General features: G+C 58.4%; 18 protein-coding genes. 9 read left to right on the top strand and 9 right to left on the bottom strand.

The genetic code is table 11. The features are described 5' to 3' along the window. Window positions 1-157 precede the first annotated feature (157 nt). Window positions 158-1,462, top strand: coding sequence for a TAXI family TRAP transporter solute-binding subunit (locus JNM42_RS13945; RefSeq protein WP_294271160.1), 1,305 nt, complete (start codon window positions 158-160; stop codon window positions 1,460-1,462). A 276-nt stretch (window positions 1,463-1,738) separates the two neighbouring features. Here the strand turns inward: JNM42_RS13945 and JNM42_RS13940 are convergent, their stop codons facing one another. The 4 genes from JNM42_RS13940 to JNM42_RS13925 all read right to left on the bottom strand — a co-directional run bounded on the left by JNM42_RS13940 (window position 1,739) and on the right by JNM42_RS13925 (window position 4,275). Continuing rightward, window positions 1,739-2,038: a hypothetical protein gene (locus JNM42_RS13940; RefSeq protein WP_294271157.1), complete on the bottom strand. Its 300-nt coding sequence runs from the start codon at window positions 2,036-2,038 to the stop codon at window positions 1,739-1,741. Next, complete coding sequence (locus JNM42_RS13935; protein ID WP_294271154.1) at window positions 1,989-2,279, bottom strand: hypothetical protein; 291 nt, start codon at window positions 2,277-2,279, stop codon at window positions 1,989-1,991. The genes JNM42_RS13940 and JNM42_RS13935 overlap by 50 nt, the downstream gene beginning before the upstream one ends. Before the next feature lie 373 nt (window positions 2,280-2,652). Then, complete coding sequence (locus JNM42_RS13930; protein ID WP_294271152.1) at window positions 2,653-3,282, bottom strand: PEP-CTERM sorting domain-containing protein; 630 nt, start codon at window positions 3,280-3,282, stop codon at window positions 2,653-2,655. Window positions 3,283-3,759: 477 nt separating this feature from the next. Further along, window positions 3,760-4,275 carry a DUF1269 domain-containing protein gene (locus JNM42_RS13925; RefSeq protein ID WP_294271149.1) on the bottom strand — a complete coding sequence of 172 codons (516 nt, stop codon included), beginning with the start codon at window positions 4,273-4,275 and terminating at the stop codon, window positions 3,760-3,762. Between the two features lie 363 nt (window positions 4,276-4,638). Between JNM42_RS13925 and JNM42_RS13920 the strand changes: the two genes are divergently transcribed. The 4 genes from JNM42_RS13920 (at window position 4,639) to JNM42_RS13905 (ending at window position 7,506) form a co-directional block, all read left to right on the top strand. Then, window positions 4,639-5,505, top strand: coding sequence for a hypothetical protein (locus JNM42_RS13920; protein ID WP_294271147.1), 867 nt, complete (start codon window positions 4,639-4,641; stop codon window positions 5,503-5,505). A gap of 45 nt (window positions 5,506-5,550) precedes the next feature. After that, window positions 5,551-5,985 carry a hypothetical protein gene (locus JNM42_RS13915; RefSeq protein WP_294271145.1) on the top strand — a complete coding sequence of 145 codons (435 nt, stop codon included), beginning with the start codon at window positions 5,551-5,553 and terminating at the stop codon, window positions 5,983-5,985. A 146-nt stretch (window positions 5,986-6,131) separates the two neighbouring features. Further along, window positions 6,132-6,599, top strand: a complete 468-nt coding sequence (locus tag JNM42_RS13910; protein WP_294271143.1) for a nucleoside 2-deoxyribosyltransferase — start codon at window positions 6,132-6,134, stop codon at window positions 6,597-6,599. A 22-nt stretch (window positions 6,600-6,621) separates the two neighbouring features. Next, a complete protein-coding gene (locus tag JNM42_RS13905; protein ID WP_294271140.1) occupies window positions 6,622-7,506 on the top strand; it encodes an alpha/beta hydrolase in 885 nt (294 codons plus the stop codon). A gap of 114 nt (window positions 7,507-7,620) precedes the next feature. On the opposite strand, the gene JNM42_RS13900 is transcribed toward JNM42_RS13905, so the two are convergent. Beyond that, a complete protein-coding gene (locus tag JNM42_RS13900) occupies window positions 7,621-8,067 on the bottom strand; it encodes a rhodanese-like domain-containing protein (protein WP_294271137.1) in 447 nt (148 codons plus the stop codon). Window positions 8,068-8,087: 20 nt separating this feature from the next. Continuing rightward, entirely contained in the window at window positions 8,088-9,740 is a 1,653-nt protein-coding gene (locus JNM42_RS13895; protein WP_294271134.1) for a phosphoethanolamine--lipid A transferase, read from the bottom strand. Between the two features lie 234 nt (window positions 9,741-9,974). Here JNM42_RS13895 and JNM42_RS13890 point away from each other — a divergent pair, with 234 nt between their 5' ends. After that, the gene (locus JNM42_RS13890) at window positions 9,975-11,120 is read left to right on the top strand and encodes a trypsin-like peptidase domain-containing protein (RefSeq protein WP_294271131.1); all 1,146 of its coding nucleotides are present in this window, start codon (window positions 9,975-9,977) and stop codon (window positions 11,118-11,120) included. 283 nt (window positions 11,121-11,403) lie between these two features. Continuing rightward, window positions 11,404-13,110 (top strand): diphosphate--fructose-6-phosphate 1-phosphotransferase, encoded by a 1,707-nt coding sequence (locus tag JNM42_RS13885; protein ID WP_294271128.1) that lies wholly within the window; start codon window positions 11,404-11,406, stop codon window positions 13,108-13,110. A 100-nt stretch (window positions 13,111-13,210) separates the two neighbouring features. On the opposite strand, the gene JNM42_RS13880 is transcribed toward JNM42_RS13885, so the two are convergent. Together JNM42_RS13880 and JNM42_RS13875 are read right to left on the bottom strand one after the other, a co-directional pair. Beyond that, the gene (locus JNM42_RS13880) at window positions 13,211-13,918 is read right to left on the bottom strand and encodes a hypothetical protein (RefSeq protein WP_294271125.1); all 708 of its coding nucleotides are present in this window, start codon (window positions 13,916-13,918) and stop codon (window positions 13,211-13,213) included. Between the two features lie 112 nt (window positions 13,919-14,030). Then, the gene (locus JNM42_RS13875) at window positions 14,031-14,435 is read right to left on the bottom strand and encodes a surface-adhesin E family protein (RefSeq protein WP_294271122.1); all 405 of its coding nucleotides are present in this window, start codon (window positions 14,433-14,435) and stop codon (window positions 14,031-14,033) included. A gap of 284 nt (window positions 14,436-14,719) precedes the next feature. Between JNM42_RS13875 and JNM42_RS13870 the strand changes: the two genes are divergently transcribed. Next, entirely contained in the window at window positions 14,720-15,772 is a 1,053-nt protein-coding gene (locus tag JNM42_RS13870) for a DMT family transporter (protein ID WP_294271120.1), read from the top strand. Between the two features lie 429 nt (window positions 15,773-16,201). Then, window positions 16,202-17,470: an ATP-dependent 6-phosphofructokinase gene (locus tag JNM42_RS13865; RefSeq protein ID WP_294271115.1), complete on the top strand. Its 1,269-nt coding sequence runs from the start codon at window positions 16,202-16,204 to the stop codon at window positions 17,468-17,470. Window positions 17,471-17,515: 45 nt separating this feature from the next. On the opposite strand, the gene JNM42_RS13860 is transcribed toward JNM42_RS13865, so the two are convergent. Continuing rightward, window positions 17,516-17,944, bottom strand: coding sequence for a hypothetical protein (locus tag JNM42_RS13860; protein ID WP_294271113.1), 429 nt, complete (start codon window positions 17,942-17,944; stop codon window positions 17,516-17,518). Between the last annotated feature and the right edge of the window lie 243 nt (window positions 17,945-18,187).

Below are 18,187 nucleotides of genomic sequence, written 5' to 3'. Positions count from 1 at the left end.
AAACCTTCACTGATGTTAGAGGCACCAGGGGTGGTGCTTGGCAGAGTGGTGGCGCGCCGATTCGTTCTTTAACTGCCCATCGTGCCATTCTGGCTGCGAGAGTTATTTATTGCCATTCAGCCATACTTTTTCACGGTAATGAACAGGGATGTCCTCAATGTTTAATCGCTATGCCTTTGCCGTATTCATCGCGGTTGGTGCCATTGCAGCCACCATTACCTGGTTCTGGTTCCCTTGGCTATTTTCTCCGACATATACCATTCGCGTAGCGACCGGGCCGGTCGGCAATACCGGGCAAAGGTTCGTTGCCGCTTTGAAGCGCGAGTTGGCGGAGGAACATCCCCGCGTACGTCTGGTTATGGAGGAAAGCGAGAGCCTCAAGCAAAGCGCCGAGGAATTTCAAACCGGCAAGTTCGACCTGGCCGCTGTCAGGAGCGACCACCCGGCGGCGGCCAGCGGGGGAACGATCGTTATTTTGCGACGGATTCCTCTGGTGATCATGGTGCCGGCGAATTCATCCGCCAAATCGATGAAGGACCTTGTCGCGAAAAAGATTGCCGTTCTTGAGGGTACGCCGGACGACGATCCGCTGCTCAAAACGGTGATGCAATTTTATAGTCTCAAAGCCGACGATATCGTCAAGACGGCACCTGCCGAGATCGGGGAATCGCTGCGCAACAAGCGTGTGGCTGCCGTTCTCGCCATGGGCCCCGGCGGACCGGGGGCGGTAAGCGATGCGGTCAAGGCCATCGTCAAGGCGACAAAAAAACCGCCGAAATTCATCGATCTTGAGGCCAAGGAGATTGCCGCACAAAGTCCGGTGTATGAGGAACTGGAAATTCCCAAGGGCGCCTTCCTGAGCGTGCCGGCCATTCCCGATGACGACGTGACGACGGTGGCGGTCACGGTTCGGCTGGTGGCCAAAAACTCCATGCTGAACGATGTCGCCGGAGAACTGACGCGTTTGCTGCTGGCGACGCGCGCCAAGCTTGCTGCGAATAATGTGCCGGGTGCGGGGCAGATTGAAGCGCCGGACACGGATAAAAAAGGCGTTCTGCGCGTGCATCCGGGAGCCGCCGCCTACCTTGACGGGACTCAGGAAAGTTTGTTCGACCAGGCGATGAGCCAGCTTTTCAATATATCGATCATCGGTGGCATTCTGGGTTCCTTCGCGCTTTGGGTGAACGGCTATTGGCGCAAGCATCGTCCTGACGAGGTAATGGCACAAAAGAATCTGGCGCGACTGCCGGCCATGATGAGCGAGGCCAGGACGGTTCCCGTCGATCAACTGGAAGCGATCGAGGAAGAGCTTGATACGCTGTCGGGATGGCTGCTTGAGCGCTTTGTTCACGAAAAGATCGAGGCAGACCGGATTAACGGCGTCGCGGTAATCATATCGCATATCCGCCTGATTATCGAACGCCGTCGGAGACTCGCGCAAAACATGGTTCCTGGCGGATGATAGCCGCATGGATTTTTGATCGCTACACCCTTGCCATGCGAAGGCAGGTCAGGGATGAAGAGTGTCTTCTGGGCGTGAGCGACGGTTTCATCGGATCGGCGACAGTGCGGGCAGAGCCTGGAAACGACGCTCGGCTTTGCCTTTACATGGTAGTCGGTACCGGCTGCCTTGAAGTCCGGCACTCGCAAGCCAGTGAAATTAAGGACTTTGACGGGCACATGCAGGGTTCAGATGGGGTATCCCGCCAAGCCAATTGAGCAAAGCGGAGTGGCATTTCTATTTTTCCCCGTAGGCACCATCGTGAACAAGGTGGAGCGTTTGAAACAGCATCAACGCGCCCTCTCGTTCGACAACGGTGCGATACGATTTTGATAGTCGAATCGTGAATGTACCTGGTTCTTTTTTGACTTGTTCCCACCTCAACCCGTGGTCACGGAAGACCTCGTTCCAGGTTAGCGCTTGAAGCTTCTGAAACGTCTTGAACACCTTCCTTACCTCTCCGGCATCAAGCTCAAACAGTTTCTTCTCAAACGCGGGCACGTTCAGGTCTAACAGCACCGCATCGTCGTTGCTCACTCTTCCGTAATTTCGAGTTTGGTTCAGTTGCTTTTGCCGGGTTGTTTCGCCGCCACTCGCGGGCAGCCTCCAGTTCCGCATGCACTACCGGGTCAAGCAGTCTTTCGTTCATAGGAACGACAACGGCTCGTTTGAGCACGATGTCACCTCCGGGCAGTTCTTGCATAATGAAACCCATCCCGGCCATTGCCTTGCCAAGCGAGATTTGCCCGCTTTTTCCAAGCGTTTTGATAGTGTGCATTACGCTATCCTTCGTGCCGCATGATTGCCTGCCTGCACGATGCATTCAATTTGGTGCTATGGGAATTTGATTTAGCGGGGCGACGTTGTTTATAGAAGCAGATTCCGGCAATCGCGTACTAAGGGAAGCATCCTCAACACGACACGCAGCACAGGTGCAGTGCAGCACTTTCTCTCAAGAAATCCTGTTTAAGCACTGAATTGGTTATGTCTCAGTACGACCCATCGTTGCCATTCAGAATCGTACGCAGCGGACGTCAGCTTTGTGAGGTGGGGTTACCGCTTGGTGGGTAGTGGCAAACTTCGGCATGTCGGACAACGCGGGGATTTCGAAACCACATGTTCGAGTCATGGTTGGCGCCCTGTTTCTTCCGTCATACGACTCGTGCAGGAACGCAGCTTTTACTCCGTCGAGAAAGTAATCCCATAACACTTAGACCGATTGCGAAGAGTACGAACGGCGAGGGCTCAGGAACGGCACTTAAAGGCGCTACGCTAAACCGCAGGTTATCGAGTTGTATCCATTCGTCAGAAATGACATCCACACGGGCAATTCCCGATCCAGAAATACTGATGGTTCTGAAGCCCGGCCAGGGTGTTGCAGGTACTGTAACCCAATCCGAGTAGCCCAGCGAAATACCATCCTTATCATATGCAGCCAAGATAGCTGAATCGGTTCCGAGGCCCTGATCGTCGTTGACAACATCGATAGCGAAGAAAGAAATCGGGTTGTTGAATAACGCAATGAACTGCTGTCCATTGTGGAAGCCACCGCCAAAATTGCGAACCCCTGTAGATGAATAATCAGCCCCGAGTTCAATACTCATGACCGGTATGGTAAAGGGAATCTGATAGTTCCTCATCTCTAAGGTAACGCCGGGATAGACGATATCGGCGCCAGACGCATAGTCATCCGGCTCTATGGTTTGGACAGCCGCCCAGGCGAGTTGAGTACTCGCCGCAAGAGCAATGACGAAAAGAAGACTTTTCTTAATGGTTTTCATGGTGTTCTAATCCGATAAAATTTCAACAACTCAGCACAAAACATGCCAGAACAGTAACCAACTGATTGGCCACACGATTGTCATTGGCATTGACAGCGAGTGTAAAGATTCTCGACAATTTCGAATCTATGGTCAGGGAATAACCCAGGCTTTTCTAGGTTCTCGCGAGTGTCTGCAATGACCGCTGTCAAGACTCAAGCCGACGCTCAAAGGTGGGTAATTCATGCGTCGCCACTGTTGGCTGCTGGCCGGACTCGGACCTAGCTCATCGCTCGCATTTACATGATGGGTCAATTTTGCACTGCACAATGCGTAACCAAAATCTTACCCGTCCACCGAAAAATCCGGATGTCCACAATTTAAACAGATAGATGACTCTGGTTTCCGGCTTGTGCCGGAAAGACCGCGAAGCCCGGCCTCGGGCCACGGTGGACGGTCAGAACAAATTTACCCTGCTGCCCACCTGCCTCGCGTTGCTTACGGAAAAGCCGGAATACACGGGTCGGTGCCTTCGAGTGCAGCTTCCGGGTGATGCGACTTGACCAGTTCGTCGATCTCCTCGACACGCGATATCGGCACGTCGATCATCATCAGAATCTCGCCTTTCTCGATCGCTGCCTCGAACTGCGTGTGCCGGGTATTGTCGACACTGAGTCCTATCATGCCGCTCAACCAGGCACCGACTCCCGCCCCACTAAGGCCAGAGGCAAGAAGGACGCCTCCCGCGATCACGGCGGCACCGGGCGCCACCGCTATGGCAACCAGCCCGGCCAGCGATCCGATAACTCCCCCCAGGGCGAGTCCGCGCTGGACTGCCGGGACGAAATCGGATTTTTGCATCAGCGTGGCCTCAGGCAGCTCATGCATATCAGTGCCCTCCTTGGCCAGGATGTGCATGTGATGCTCGTCGACGCGGGCCAACAGCAACTCGTTCACGATCGTTCTGGCCACGTCGGCGTTCGGCACCATGAAATAGATTCGCTTTATCTTCATCTTGTTCTCCTGGAAGGACTGGAATGTCAACGTTTAAGCCTCAAGTATCCTCGTCCGCCGCACCCCGGTCAATGTCTGTTTTCATTCCGAAATCCCTGAGTCAGGTCAATTTTCAGGCACCGCTCACGAGGGAAAAGTCAGGCGTTGCTAGGACAGCGCTTGAATCCTCGGCGCCTTGTGCCGAGGACACCTTCGCATCCGCTGCCGGCCGGTATGCTGACGCCCATCTTGTTCGGCAAAGTGCGAACTGGCGCCGATCATTGTAGGCGTCCTGGCACTCTATCGTCCTATCCGCCGAAGAGCAAACATCGACTTGTCGGGTTTAAAGCAACGCGTTGCGGGTATATCTATAGAATACTCGGCATGGAATTTTTCGTTGTGCGCGTACGCTACTCGCTTGGGCTGGCTGTCATTGTTTCCCTGCTGCTGCACGCGGCTGTACTTTTCATCAATTTCTCCCCACCCGACCAGTCATCCTGGCTGGCAGACAATCCCGACACGTCGCGCGGCACGGCGCGACCCCGTTACTTCGCCACCCTGACCAGACCGGCGACTCCCCGGCCAGTGGAGCCATCCCCAAGCACTGCCGCCGCCGCGCAGAGCCCGCCCAGGAAACCTGCGGCATCGTCAGGGAAACCCTCTGAACCGCGCAAGTTGAGTGCCCCCTCCGGGGTCTGGGCGAATCGCACGTGGTCGAATGCCGAGCGGGCAGACATGAATAAATTCCTTAACGAGCTGGCGGCCGAGGCCAGAGCGCCAGACCCGCGCAATCTATCGCAACGGGCTCTGGCCATGGCAAGGGAGTTGGGCAAGCTGGGGCCAAAGGAGGGTGAAGACGAGGCTCTGGGCCGGCCGGAAGCCAGTGGCAAAGTCGTCGAGCCGTACAGTCTGGAAATGTATTTTGACGCCTTCGTGCGCAAGATGAACCGGAGTGCGGCCTTCGTCAAGAATGAACCGAGAGTCCGCGGATCGCGCAAGGCGCTGGTGGAGATTTCGCTGAATTCTGACGGCTCGCTGAAAAGCTACCGCGTGCTTCGCTCGGGCGATCAGGCGGCGGAGATTGCCTATATCAAAAGCGTGATTGACCGCGCGTCACCATTTTCAGCGTTTCCTCCCGACATCCGTCGGGCCAGGGATTCACTGTCGATCATGATGTGCATCATCCCGGCCAGTGCGGGAGGGAGCGGGGGCTTCTCGCGCAGCTTCGGCGCTCAGGATTGCACGGACTGAGTGCTCCCGACAGCCGGGTGTCCAAGCCTGTGGCCGGTCACGGCGGTGTCCAGCGTCACGCCATTGCGCCCCTTGTTTTTTAGAGACGTAGAGGGCGTTGTCCACGCGTTCGATAAACTCGCCGGCCGTTTCATCGGGGCGATACGCGGCAACCCCGAGCGATACCGCGATCCGGGCTATTTCCTGATTATTGTCGGCGTGACGAACCCGGCTTGCTTCAATCGTCAAGCTGGCTTTTTAAGCCACCGCACGTGCACCGTCAAACCTTGTCTCGGGAAGCGGAACGAAAAATGTCTCGCCGCCATGGCGGGCCGCTGTATCCTACCCTTTCATGCTGGCCTTCAGAGTTTTCGCCACGGCGCGAATCACCTTGTCGCCAAAGAGATGGCGATCCTGGGTCCCGGCTTTCGCCGGGACGACGGTTTCTGGATAAGAAAGGCTCTGTGGAGCCTCGAAAAAATGACAGATGCATTCATATGATTACCCTTCGGTGCTTGTGAAGGATTTGACGCCCCCTGGGGTAAAATCCACGCCATGACACTCTCCGATCTGATCAAGGCAAACAAGGAAATTCGGGAACGCGTCGAACCGTCGGTCAGGCGCACGCCGTTCGAGCGGGCGGACTGATGCGTGTCTATATTGCCGGGCATGATATCTTCCGCGCGGACGCTGCGATCTGGGCAGAATCGGTGCGCGATCTTCTTGACAGGCACGGCCATCAGGCGCTGATTCCCCTCGATGGCGAGGAAGTCACGGCCAGCGGCATCTACCAGGCCAACATCAGGATGATCCGCTCGGCCGATGCGGTGCTGGCCAATCTGAACCCCTTTCGCGGCGACGAGCCGGATTCGGGCACCTGCTTTGAGGTCGGTTTTGCTGTCGCCCAAGGCCTCCCCGTGATCGGCTACCTCAGAGATGGCCGCAGGCAGATAGACAAAGTGGGCGATGGCGATGCCGATAGGCCGCTCGATGCCAATGGCCAGCTCATCGAGAATTTCGGACTTCCGCTCAATCTGATGCTGGCGATACCCTGCCGCATTGTCGTCGGTGACCTGCGCGTTGCCGTCGCCGAACTTTCAACCCTGATTTCCTGACTCCCTGACTCCTGGATCGCCGATGCCACGTATAGCTGCCAACTCGATAGAACTTCACTACGACTCCTTCGGAGCCGCCAGCGCCCCGGCTATTCTTTTGATCATGGGGCTGGGCGCTCAACTGACGCGCTGGAACAGCGAACTCTGCGATCTGCTGGTTGAACGCGGCTTTCGTGTCCTCCGCTTCGACAATCGCGACTGTGGCCGCTCGACGCTCTGCGACGGCCTGCCCTTGCCCGACATCGGTGCCGCCCTGCGCGGTGGCTTGCTGTCTGCCCTGCCCTACACCCTGGAGACGATGGCCGCCGACAGCGTCGGCCTGCTTGATGCGCTGAGAATCGATCAGGCGCATCTGGTCGGCGCCTCGATGGGGGCATCCATTGCCCAGACCATCGCCGCCCGTTACCCGCAGCGAACACTCTCGCTGACCAGCATCATGTCAACCAGCGGCAACCCGCTGCTGCCGCCACCGACGGCGGCCGCCGCCATGTCACTCTTCGCCCCGCTCCCCGCTTCCCGCGATCGGGCAAGCATCGTCGCCGACGCCATCACCCGTCACCTGGCGGTTGCCAGCCCGGACTACCCCACGCCCCTGGCCGACTTGCAGCAAATGTTCGGCGAGGAATTCGATCACGGCTTCTACCCTCAGGGCGTCGCCCGGCAGCTCGCTGCCCTTCTCGCCAGCGGCGATCTTCGCCCGCTGCTGAGAACGATCACCTGCCCGAGCGTCGTCGTCCATGGCCGCAACGATCCGCTGATTCAACTGGCTTGCGGCGAGGATGTGGCCAAAAATATTCCGGATTCACAGATGCGGGTGATCGAGGGAATGGGGCATGATTTTCCGGTGGCTCTGAGCGGGGCCTTCGCCGACGCGATCTGCGCGGCGGCGGAGCGATCAAGGCGTTGAAAAGTCAAGACACTGGATACCGGCTTCTGCCCCGAAGGTGAAAGGGCCTATGGCTTGAACACGTCTGGACGTGCGCCGGTGTGACGGCATATTTGCGTTTCCCCAGGATAATTTTCAGCAGCGCGTCCCCGGTGCGCAAACCGCCATCGAAGTAGACGGCGGAACCAATGGCCGAGCGTCGCCGGCCCACGCCTTGATCCCCTGGCTGACGTTGTAAACCGTCTTATAGCCGGCTTGTTCCGCGAGGAACTGCGCTGCGGCTCTGGTGCGGTTTCCACTGCGGCAGACCAGAATCACCGGCTGCTCGGGTTTGGCGATCGGCTTGAGCTTCTCCAGCCATTGCGGCGGATTGCTTCGCCCGTTCTCGTTAAAGAAGGTGAGCAGCCGGCTACCGGCAATCACCCCGGTTTCCTTCCATTCGCCTTCAGTACGGATATCGATCACCGGAACACCACTGGCCGCCAGCCGCGCCAGCTCGGCATTGTCGATGTTGATGATCTCGGCACGCGCCGTCAGTGTGGAAAGGCAAAGTACGGCAAGCACCAGGAATGCTTTGATCATGATTACTCCTTTATTGATTATCAAGGTCGGCAAGTCGCCGACAGATCCATTGAACGCTCGTAAACCCCGGTGCGCACATCAAGCAGGCCGAGCACCGTATGAAACAGATTGTCGTGCGATGCAGGCAAGCCGGAACGCTGTTTCAGGCAAGCCTTGTCAAGCGAAAAACTCGCTGCAAAACCGGGCGAGAACCACATCACCATGGGCACCTCGATCTGCACCTTCGGCGCAATCGAGTAGGGCACGCCGTGCAGATACAGCCCGTTTTCTCCGAGCGACTCGCCGTGGTCGGAGAGATAGATCATTGCCGTGTCGAATTTGCCGTCCTGCCGCTTGAGGAAGGCGATCGTCTGCGCCAGCATGTGATCGGTATAGAGCAAGGCGTTGTCGTAGGTATTGACCACCGCCTCACGCGAACATTTGGCCAGATCGGCTGTTTCACAAACCGGCTCGAACTTGCGGAAAGCCGGCGGGTAGCGCTTGAAGTAGGCGGGTCCGTGGTTGCCGAGCTGGTGCAATACCAATACCAGATTGCCTTTGCTATCGGCCAGGATGCTGTCGAGACCGTGCAGAAGGATTTCGTCGAGGCAGCGATCCCCGTCGCACCATTCCGGCACTGTGGAGTTTCCAAGCTTGTGTTCCTCAACCCCCGTACAGACTCCCTTGCAACCGGACTGATTGTCCCGCCAGATGACCTTCATGCCGACTCGATCAAGTATGTTGAGCAGCGACTCGCTGTTGCGGATCTTGTCATCGTCGTACTTGCGTCGCCCGTAAACCGAGAACATGCAGGGCAGCGAAACCTCCGTGTTGGTTCCACAGCTTGTCACCTGAGTGAAGTTGATCACATCGAGCTGCGCCAGTTCCGGCGTAGTCTGCCGTGCGTAGCCCGACAAACCCCAGTTGGCGGCTCGCGCCGTCTCGCCGACCACGATAACGAAGAGCACCGGCTTTTTCCGTTGTTGCCAGCTCTCGGCCTTCACCGCATCGAGGCCGACCGGTTCGCGCGGGCGGGTGGCCGCGCTGGCATCAGCACCAAGCACCCGCGCCAGCGAGTAGAGATAATTACCCGGCGTAATGAGGTAGCGAATCTCCTTGTTGTTGCGCATCAGCGGTGCCACGTCCTTGAAGATCAGCAGCAGGGATCCCGCACCGACAAGCAGGGCGAGAGAAATCGAAAGGAGACGTACCAGCACGGCGCGCCGGAAGGAATCAAGGCGCAGACGTATCCTGAACAGCAGCAGCAGGGGCAGCAGCGCATAAAAAAACAGATGCGGCAACATGCCGAAACTGAACAATTCGCCCGCTTCCTTGACATCGGTGCGCAACACATTGCGCAGCATGCTCGGATCGAGGAATACGGTGAAGGTGCTCATGTAATACGCCGCAAAGGCGGTGACCACGATCAGCAGTCCAAGCAGGGGCTTTGCCGTCCACCGGTTGAGGGCGAGGCACAGCAGGGTAAAGTGAAGCGCCGTTAGCGCGACTAAAAGGCAGGCGGCAAATAGCCAGGTATCTGCCTGAGTGAATGAACGTCCGGCGAGCGTGGACTTCCAGAACAGCCCGTTGCAGGCCAGCGAGAAGTACAGGCTGGCGATCAGGGCCAGCGTTTCGACACGCAGGGTGGGTTGCCATTTGCGCCATCGGCCGAAAGCCGAAGCAAGGATTGTCATGCGTTGGGTCGAACGGAAAAAAGAAGAGGGCGTGAGTATACCTGCATGCCCCGTCGCTTTGTCGATTCGGCAACGCCTGGGCACATCGGCTGACACCCACAGCCTCAAACACTGCCCCCGCGCCGACATTCCGCAGCCGACCCCTTGCTTTCTCCGTGCAGCGCAGACCAGGCGCCAAGTTCGGGCGCGGCATACTACAATTCGACTATTCCGAGCACCGCACTGAGCTGAGACATGAACAGCCCGAATACTCTCTACGCCGCCCTCGGCATTACACCGGAGGCCACTGCCGACGCCATCGAGGCGGCCTTCCATGAGCGCAAGCAAGCACTGCAGGGGAATACCGATGCGCTCTCTCTCGTCCGCGTAGCCTACGACACCTTGCGCCACCCGGTAAGGCGCGCCGCCTACGACAGCACGCTGGAACAGCAGCTTGCGCGTAGCGAAACCATCGTCAGCGAATACGATGTGGCTCCGCAGCGGAATTCGTACGCCAGGAATGGGCTCATTCTGGCCCTCGTCGTTGCCTGCACTGCCGGTCTATTCTGGTTCAACAAGAAGCCTGTACTGAAGATGGTGACGCCAGGCGTCGCTAACCGGCCGGCAGCGGAGGCCAGTGCCGGAGAAACGCCCCCGTCAATACGCACAGCCGTCGAAGCGATAACGCCCAATGAGGCTCCTGCTGCAATCGTCAGCCGCGAACTTACAGTTTCTGCCGCACCGACGCTGGCGACAACAACGGTCATGCAATCGCGCGGTGTCAAACCTCCGGGATTCGATGCCCGCTATGTTGCATGGTCAGTATTCGCCATCCGTCAGCGCAATCGTTCCGGATCGGGGGTATTGATCGGCCCGGATCGCATTCTTACCAACTGCCACGTACTGGCTGGCGGCGCCACCAACGGACTGGTGGTCATCAACGGCATGACCGACAAAGTCAGCACAGTGGAAAAGTACGCTCGGCTCGATGACGAGGACGCTTGCCTGCTGCTGGCGCCGGGAGCAGGTAGCGACAGCATTGCCTGGGGCAGTTGGGCTGCGTTGCGCCAGGGCGACACGGTGTACACTTTTGGCCACCCCGGAGGTTCGAGCGACATCATGTGGTCGGAGGGATCGTTCCGCGCCCCGGTCGAACGGAGCGGTGAAACATTCCTGATCACCACCAACTATTGCCGCCCCGGCTCATCCGGCGGCCCGCTGCTCGATAATGAGGGGCGGCTGGTCGGCATCGTCACCGCCGTGCAGCGCTTCCAGGCCAGGGGCGGCGATCCGCAATATGGCGCCTGCATCTCGGTCACCGAAGCCTCGGCACGGGCGCTGCTCTCGAAACCGCTGTTTCCGATTGCCTTGGCGCCGGCGCAGTACATCTCGAACTACTGACAGCAGCTCTGCTGCACGCTCCAATTCCCTGACCTCGTAACCCGTCTTGTAGCCGGCCTGCTGCGAGAAGAACCGGGGATCCTCGTTCTCGCGCCTTGCGCCGGGCCGCCATACTGACGGCCTGACTGACTACTACACCACAACAGTGATTGAGGTAGAATCACACCGATTTTCGATGATCGGCGCGATCAAAAGGTGATAGCGCTTCAGGCACGCCGCGAGCGCCCTGTCAGATGGGTGACAGCGCAGTTTTGCAGCTCTTTTTTCTAATAAGGATCAAACCATGAGCACTCTGACAGAACAGTTACAGAAAATGGAAGCGCACCATTCGATTTTCGAATCGGCCGTGCGCCAGTTGCCGCTCCCCGTTTGCGCCGCCTTCGGCTCAGCTACACAGCCGCAAGCGGTCAGCTTCGCGAACAGTTCGCGCGTATTGAGTACCAAGGACAGCGACAGCGTCGCCAGGAGCTTCCCGAATTCGGTCAAAGCTTCGGGCAATGTCGTTCTTTCTTCTTCCGGCAGCAATGCCAAGGCGGCGCAGGGCAAGCGCGTTGCCGTACTGTTCTCCGGCGGCCCCGCGTCCGGCGGCCACAATGTGGTGTGCGGCATCAAGCGCGTGCTCGGCAAGGGCAACACCCTGTTTGGTGTCAAACCCGGCCCCAAGGGCCTGCTGCTCGGCAACCTGTTCGAGATCACCGATGCCGATGTCGACACCATCATCAATACCGGCGGCTTCGACTTCCTCGGCACCGACCGCACCAAGATCAAGACCGACGCGCAGTTCGCCGACGTCAAGACGACCTGCATCAAGCATAACCTCGATGCCATCGTCGTCATCGGCGGCGACGACTCGAATACCAACGCCGCCGTGCTCGCCGAATTCCTGTTCACCGGCGTCAAGGCCGACGGCTCCGGCGTGCAGGTGATCGGTGTGCCGAAGACCATCGACGGCGACCTGCAGATTGGCGACTTGCTGCCGATCTCCTTCGGCTACGATACTGCGACCAAGATCTACAGCGAAATGGTCGGCAATATCCTGCAGGACACCCGCTCGTCGCTCAAGTACTGGCACTTCATCAAACTGATGGGCCGCTCGGCCTCGCACGTGACCATCGAAGTGGCGCTGCAAACCAAGCCGGCGGTCACCATCATTTCGGAAGAAGTGGCCGAGAAAAAACAATCGCTGGCGTCAATCGTCGAGCAGATCGCCCAGGTCGTGGTGCTGCGCGCGAAGAAGGGCATGAACCACGGCGTGGTGCTGATCCCCGAAGGCCTGATCGAGTTCATCCCCGAGATGAACGCCCTGATCGCCGAACTCAACGACGCGCTGGCGCACAATGTGGCCGAGTTTGCCGCGCAAGCCGACGACGCCAAGGCAGCCTTCATCCAGGGCAAGCTTTCCGCCGACAATGGCAAGCTGCTGGCTTCGCTGCCGGCGTATGTGGTCAGGATGCTGCTTGCCGACCGCGACTCGCACGGCAACCTGCAGGTTTCGCTGATCCCGACCGAACAGTTGCTGGTCGATATGGTCAAGGCACGCGTCAAGCAGATCGATGCCAAGGTACCGTTCGATGCACACTGCCACTTCCTCGGTTACGAAGGCCGCTGCGGTGCGCCGACGCTGTTCGACGCCGCCTACACCTACAACCTCGGCCTCACCGCCGGCTCGCTGATCCTTGACGGCCGCACCGGTTACATGGCCACGGTGACCGACCTGACCCGCGGCGGCAAACCGCAGGCGATCCCGCTCACCGGACTGCTCAACATCGAGCGCCGCCATGGCCAGGACGAGTTCGTGATCGAGAAGGCGCTGGTCAAGATGGATTCCGCCGCGATGAAGTACTTCGTCTCGCGGCGTGCCGACTGGTCGGCCGACGACCTCTTCTCTTCGCCCGGCCCGCGCCAGTTGTGGGGTACTTCGGCATTCCAGCAACCAGTCAGCGTGGCGCTGAACTCCGGCTGCGATTCGCTGGCCTTCAAGATCGGCTGATCCGGAGGATGGGTCAAAAAAAGCCACCCTCACGTACGGGTGGCTTTTTTACGTCTGCCGGTGCGCCGTCTTGCGGCGGTCGGAAACGGCAACAGGCCGGCTACTTGGCCGCTTTCGGCGGGGAGTTTGCGTCGTAGAGGGTTTGCATCTGGCGCAGCTTGAGCACGCCGTAGAACAGGGTAATCACCATGGCGATGACCAGCACGCCTACCAGCGCCTTTTCGACGCCGAACGCGCCCTGGCGGTTAGCCACCGTGCTGGCGATGATCAAGCCCAGAATGCCGATGTTGATGGCCCAGTTCATCGGCCTGGACACGATGTAGTGCAGGGTGCCGAAGCCGGCGAGCTGATAGAGCATGAAGGGCAGGATCGCTACCGCCGGCAACAGTTCGGAGGCGCCCAGCGAGATGTCCACGGCGCCAGGGGTCAAGGCATGCAGCAGCTTGCTGTTGGCCAGCTCATGGAACAGCGAGGGTACCGCACAGAGGATCGGTACCACGGCGAGTAACTCGAGCACCAGCGACCCGCACCAGGTGCCGATGCGCGACGAATGGTCGGCCCCGGCACTTTCCGACTGCGTGCCGATATAAAGTCCGCCGACAATGGCCGACATGCTGCCCAGCATCAGCAGTTCCACCGAGATGCCAAAACCCGTCGGTTCGCCGACCTTGAGCAGCAGCAGGGCCAGGAAACCTGGGGTGTAGAACATGATCCGGCACAGGCGCGCCCAGACGCGCGGATCGCGTTCCGGCGGCAGGATGGGCAAGGCGAGTCCGTCGGTTCCTATGGTGGGTCTATCTTTCGACATTGCATTGTCCTCAAGGTGGAATTGTTTTTCGAGAGGTTATTACCTTAGCACAGCAGCGCCGTACCGGAAAAGAACGAGGCCTCGAACTTTCCTCATGCCGCAGGGCCTGACGTTACTTCAGCCCGCAGGCGATCTTCCAGAGTTTATCTTCCATGGACGACTCGGAGATCGAATACCAGCCTTGCGCCTCGTTGTTATCCGCGACCACTTTGGCACCGTTGCCCATCGAACCGGCGTAGGACGTCGATGAAAGGTATTTTTCCCGCTTGCCGATGCAATCGTAAGCCGTGCGTACGGTTGTCGACAGGTACGCCGGCAAGCCCTCATCTCTCTGTGGTTCACTCCAGCGTACGAGGTGTTCAAGCTTTGCCGTATCGCCGCTTCTGCGAACGCTCGAGCGTTCGACAAACACCCGTATTCCATCCTCGAATTTTTCAATCTCGACCCATTCGGCCAGCGCAGCGCCATTCAGCAAGGCCAGCGCGAGGGTCAGGGCGAATCGTTTCCTCGTTTTCATAGGTTCCCATTTTACCGTTCAAAGGCGCAAGGGAAAGCAGCCTGATCACTCAACATCAGGAGATGCGGCGTATTATCGGTTACCGGATTCAGTGATTGAATTTACTAATGTGCAGCGCAACAGAAGGAGTCATTGACTTATGGTGAAGGTTCTGGTTGTTGCCAAACGGCCCGTTCCTGTCATTGATGACACTCAGAATAGGGAATCATTGGCAACCGCTTCGCTCCCGGTGGCTGTCATTCAGTCACACAGGGGGTATCCTGTCTCCACTATGGCAGGCATCGATGAACGGTAAAACTCAAATGTTCAGCTCAGGGGTAGTTGCGGCGCTCGGTGCAGCACTGCTCTTTGGCGCCAGCACGCCGCTGGCGAAAATGCTGTTGCGCGATGTCGATCCCTGGCTTTTGGCAGGACTGTTCTACCTCGGCTCTGGTATTGGTCTGACACTGTGGCGCGTGCTCACTCGTGCCGCACCTGTCCTTCTTTCTCGAGGGGAAACTGGCTGGTTGGCTGGGGCCATCCTTACAGGCGGGGTGGTTGGCCCGGTCCTCCTGATGTTTGGTCTAACAGGCATGCCGGCATCAGGTGCAGCCCTGCTGTTGAATGCAGAGGGTGTTTTCACAGCATTGCTGGCCTGGATGGTCTTCAAAGAAAACTTTGACCACCGCATTGCGTTCGGCATGGCCGCCATTGCCGCAGGTGCTGTGGTGCTAAGTTGGCCGGGAGAGGCGAAGTTTGCCGGTACGCTGCCTGCCTTGGCGATACTGGGGGCTTGCCTGGCCTGGGGCATCGACAACAATCTGACGCGCAAGGTCTCTCTAACCGACGCAACATGGATTGCCGCGGTAAAAGGCATGGCTGCCGGTAGCGTGAATCTCGTACTCGCCTTTGCCCTTGGCGACCGTCTGCCTGATTGGCCCACCACGGCAGCAGCCATGGGGGTTGGATTGCTCGCTTACGGGGTCAGTCTGGTTTTGTTTGTCGTCGGCATGCGCCATCTGGGCACCGCTCGTTCAGGTGCTTACTTTTCAGTGGCGCCCTTCTTTGGCGCGCTCATTGCGCTTGCTAGCGGAGAACCGCTGACCCTTCGACTGACAGTTGCCGCCGCCCTGATGGCGATTGGCATCTGGCTGCACCTAACCGAGCGACACGAGCATAAGCACACCCATGAGGTAATGGAGCATAGCCATGAACACGAGCACGATGAGCATCATCAGCACGCTCATGATTTTCCTGTAGCCTCGGGTACAAAGCACACGCACCCTCACAGGCACGCCCCGCTACTTCATGCCCACGCTCACTTTCCCGATGCCCATCACCGGAATCACGCACACTGAGGAGCACGATACAAAGTGGCGCACCTTGTATCGTGCTCGTCGAGCAGCGACTGCTTCGGCGCATGTTACCGACATTCGGCAATTCATAACCCTGCTGGCCGTTTGAGGTCGATTCTTGCCCGACAATGTTTCAGAAAATGATCGGCGTTCAACTGCTTGTGAGCCGCATCGCGCTATCAGCATATCAATGACAGTATCCGGATAGCCCATTATATTAATAGCCACACGAGACTATAGGAACAGCGCAAAGCCTGCATCAAGAGTGACGACAATGATTTTCTCGGCGTTCTCTGCGCCTCGGCGAACTCTGCGTTGAAAGCGCTTCAATACGTTTCATGTTCACACCACAGTCTGCCGGGTTTGACCAGGCCAGCCGTGTCGAGGATACTTCGGCTTTGCCCGAAAACCCTGCCCCCCGGATAACCCATCATGAATATAACCGTTCTTGGCGAAGCCCGTTTTCCCTCGCCGCTTCCCTTCTACGTGAGCGACAAGGCGCGCGTTCTTTTCAACGTCATCGTCGATCCCGATGCGCCGCCGAAAGAGGAGCTTCTGTTTGAGGTCGCCGGTCCTCGCGAACACCTTTTTTTCGACCCGAAGGAAACGCGCGCCGGCATCGTCACCTGCGGCGGCTTGTGTCCCGGACTGAACAACGTCATCCGTTCGCTCGTTCTTGAACTGCATCACGGCTATGGTGTGCGAGAAATCCTTGGCTTCATGAACGGCTATCAGGGCCTCGATCCCTGGCGCGGTTCCGAGCCGATCCCGCTGACCCCGCAGTTCGTCGAGGATATCCACAAGGAAGGCGGCACCGAACTGAATACTTCGCGCGGGCCGGTCGATGTCAGCGTCGCGGTGGACAACCTGATCCGGCGCAAAATCAACATGCTTTTCGTCATCGGCGGCGACGGCACCCAGCGTGGCGGCGAGGCGATCTATCAGGAAGCCAAATTGCGCGGTCACGCGCTGGCCGTGGTTGGGGTCCCGAAGACCATCGACAACGACGTCGCATTCGTCTCGCGCACCTTTGGCTACGTCACGGCCGTCGAGGAAGCGGCGAAGGCGATCAACTGCGCGCATACCGAAGCGCACAGCGTGCACAACGGCATCTCGCTGGTCAAGATCATGGGGCGTCATGCCGGTTTCATCGCCGCCGGCGCAACGATTGCCAGCCAGGACGTCAATTTCACGCTGGTGCCTGAAGTGCCCTTCGTACTCGAAGGCGAGGACGGCTTCCTGGCCGCGCTCAAGCGGCGCGTGGTCAAGCGCGCGCATGCGGTGATTCTCGTTGCCGAGGGGGCCGGCCAGCATCTGCTGGAAGCCGGGGGTGAGCAGTACGATGCCTCGGGCAACCTCAAGTCCAAGGACATCGGCCACTTCCTTTGTGAGCGCATTGACGACTATTTCAAGGCCGAGGACATTCCTTTTGCCTTGCGCTACTTTGACCCGAGCTACATGATCCGCAGCGTTCCGGCCAGCGCCGAAGATGCCATCCTCTGCGACTTCTTCGCGCGCAACGCCGTGCACGCGGCAATGGCTGGTAAGACCGGCCTGGTCATCGGACTCCAGCACGACACCTTCACCCATGTGCCGATCGAACTGCTCACCCGGCACAAGAAACAGCTTGACCTGAACAGCCCGGCCTGGCTTGGCGTGCTGGCCGCCACCGGCCAGAAGTTCGCGCAGTTCGCGTTTTGAAAAGCCACGACGGGAAACCCGTAAGCGCACTGGCTCACTTCATCGCTAGTCAATAGAGTGAATCTTCTGCGACAAGGTGGCGAGCACCGCCGTTGACCAGCCGAACATCAGCATGCCGGTCATCGCCTCGAAGCCGCCGAAACCAGTCCAGTGCCCGCGTAATTCGTGGGGAGCGCCAATGGTGGTGTAGCTGAGCATCGAATACAGCATGGCATCCTGCGCACTCGCGATAATGCCGGCCAGAAAGTAAAACCCGGCCCAGATGACCACACCGAAAAAGTGTGTCACGAGCATGATGGCGACGATGGCGATCATGAAAAATGTGCGCAACCCGATGCGCCGACTGTCGAGCAAGTCCGCCCGGAAACGTTTGTAACATCGACGCACCACATCCATGCCCAGTCCGTGAAAGATTACCGTCAGTCCCAGAGGGATCAGGGCGGCCAGAACTTGATCTGCGTATTCGAATTTCATTTCGGCATTCGTTGGAAAAATTGGTGATTCTTCGCCTGGGATCAGAGGGATCCTGCTGGCTTCTGTGATCCTTGCCTATACTTGCTTTGCGGCTGGCCGATGTCAACCATTGCCGCACCATTCCTGTATTGCGCTGAAGTTAAATCCCCCCGCCAGCCCTGCGTCTTTTTTCCCTGCTGCCGCTTTTGCCCGAGCCTTCTTTCCGTGTCAGGCTGATAGAATGCGCCTTTTGTCTGGAAGTGC

The sequence above is a fragment of the Propionivibrio sp. genome (assembly GCF_016790145.1).
Taxonomy (GTDB): Bacteria; Pseudomonadota; Gammaproteobacteria; order Burkholderiales; family Rhodocyclaceae; genus Propionivibrio.
Note: the sequence above shows the minus strand (reverse complement) of the source record. Positions and strands in the feature narration are given on the sequence as shown.

Excerpts from the sequence above, each read along its gene's own strand:
- JNM42_RS13945 (WP_294271160.1), top strand. The coding sequence starts at position 158 with ATGTTTAATCGCTATGCCTTTGCCGTATTCATCGCGGTTGGTGCCATT.
- JNM42_RS13935 (WP_294271154.1), bottom strand. The coding sequence starts at position 2,279 with ATGCACACTATCAAAACGCTTGGAAAAAGCGGGCAAATCTCGCTTGGC.
- JNM42_RS13930 (WP_294271152.1), bottom strand. The coding sequence starts at position 3,282 with ATGAAAACCATTAAGAAAAGTCTTCTTTTCGTCATTGCTCTTGCGGCG.
- JNM42_RS13925 (WP_294271149.1), bottom strand. The coding sequence starts at position 4,275 with ATGAAGATAAAGCGAATCTATTTCATGGTGCCGAACGCCGACGTGGCC.
- JNM42_RS13920 (WP_294271147.1), top strand. The coding sequence starts at position 4,639 with ATGGAATTTTTCGTTGTGCGCGTACGCTACTCGCTTGGGCTGGCTGTC.
- JNM42_RS13910 (WP_294271143.1), top strand. The coding sequence starts at position 6,132 with ATGCGTGTCTATATTGCCGGGCATGATATCTTCCGCGCGGACGCTGCG.
- JNM42_RS13905 (WP_294271140.1), top strand. The coding sequence starts at position 6,622 with ATGCCACGTATAGCTGCCAACTCGATAGAACTTCACTACGACTCCTTC.
- JNM42_RS13900 (WP_294271137.1), bottom strand. The coding sequence starts at position 8,067 with ATGATCAAAGCATTCCTGGTGCTTGCCGTACTTTGCCTTTCCACACTG.
- JNM42_RS13895 (WP_294271134.1), bottom strand. The coding sequence starts at position 9,740 with ATGACAATCCTTGCTTCGGCTTTCGGCCGATGGCGCAAATGGCAACCC.
- JNM42_RS13890 (WP_294271131.1), top strand. The coding sequence starts at position 9,975 with ATGAACAGCCCGAATACTCTCTACGCCGCCCTCGGCATTACACCGGAG.
- JNM42_RS13885 (WP_294271128.1), top strand. The coding sequence starts at position 11,404 with ATGAGCACTCTGACAGAACAGTTACAGAAAATGGAAGCGCACCATTCG.
- JNM42_RS13880 (WP_294271125.1), bottom strand. The coding sequence starts at position 13,918 with ATGTCGAAAGATAGACCCACCATAGGAACCGACGGACTCGCCTTGCCC.
- JNM42_RS13875 (WP_294271122.1), bottom strand. The coding sequence starts at position 14,435 with ATGAAAACGAGGAAACGATTCGCCCTGACCCTCGCGCTGGCCTTGCTG.
- JNM42_RS13870 (WP_294271120.1), top strand. The coding sequence starts at position 14,720 with ATGAACGGTAAAACTCAAATGTTCAGCTCAGGGGTAGTTGCGGCGCTC.
- JNM42_RS13865 (WP_294271115.1), top strand. The coding sequence starts at position 16,202 with ATGAATATAACCGTTCTTGGCGAAGCCCGTTTTCCCTCGCCGCTTCCC.
- JNM42_RS13860 (WP_294271113.1), bottom strand. The coding sequence starts at position 17,944 with ATGAAATTCGAATACGCAGATCAAGTTCTGGCCGCCCTGATCCCTCTG.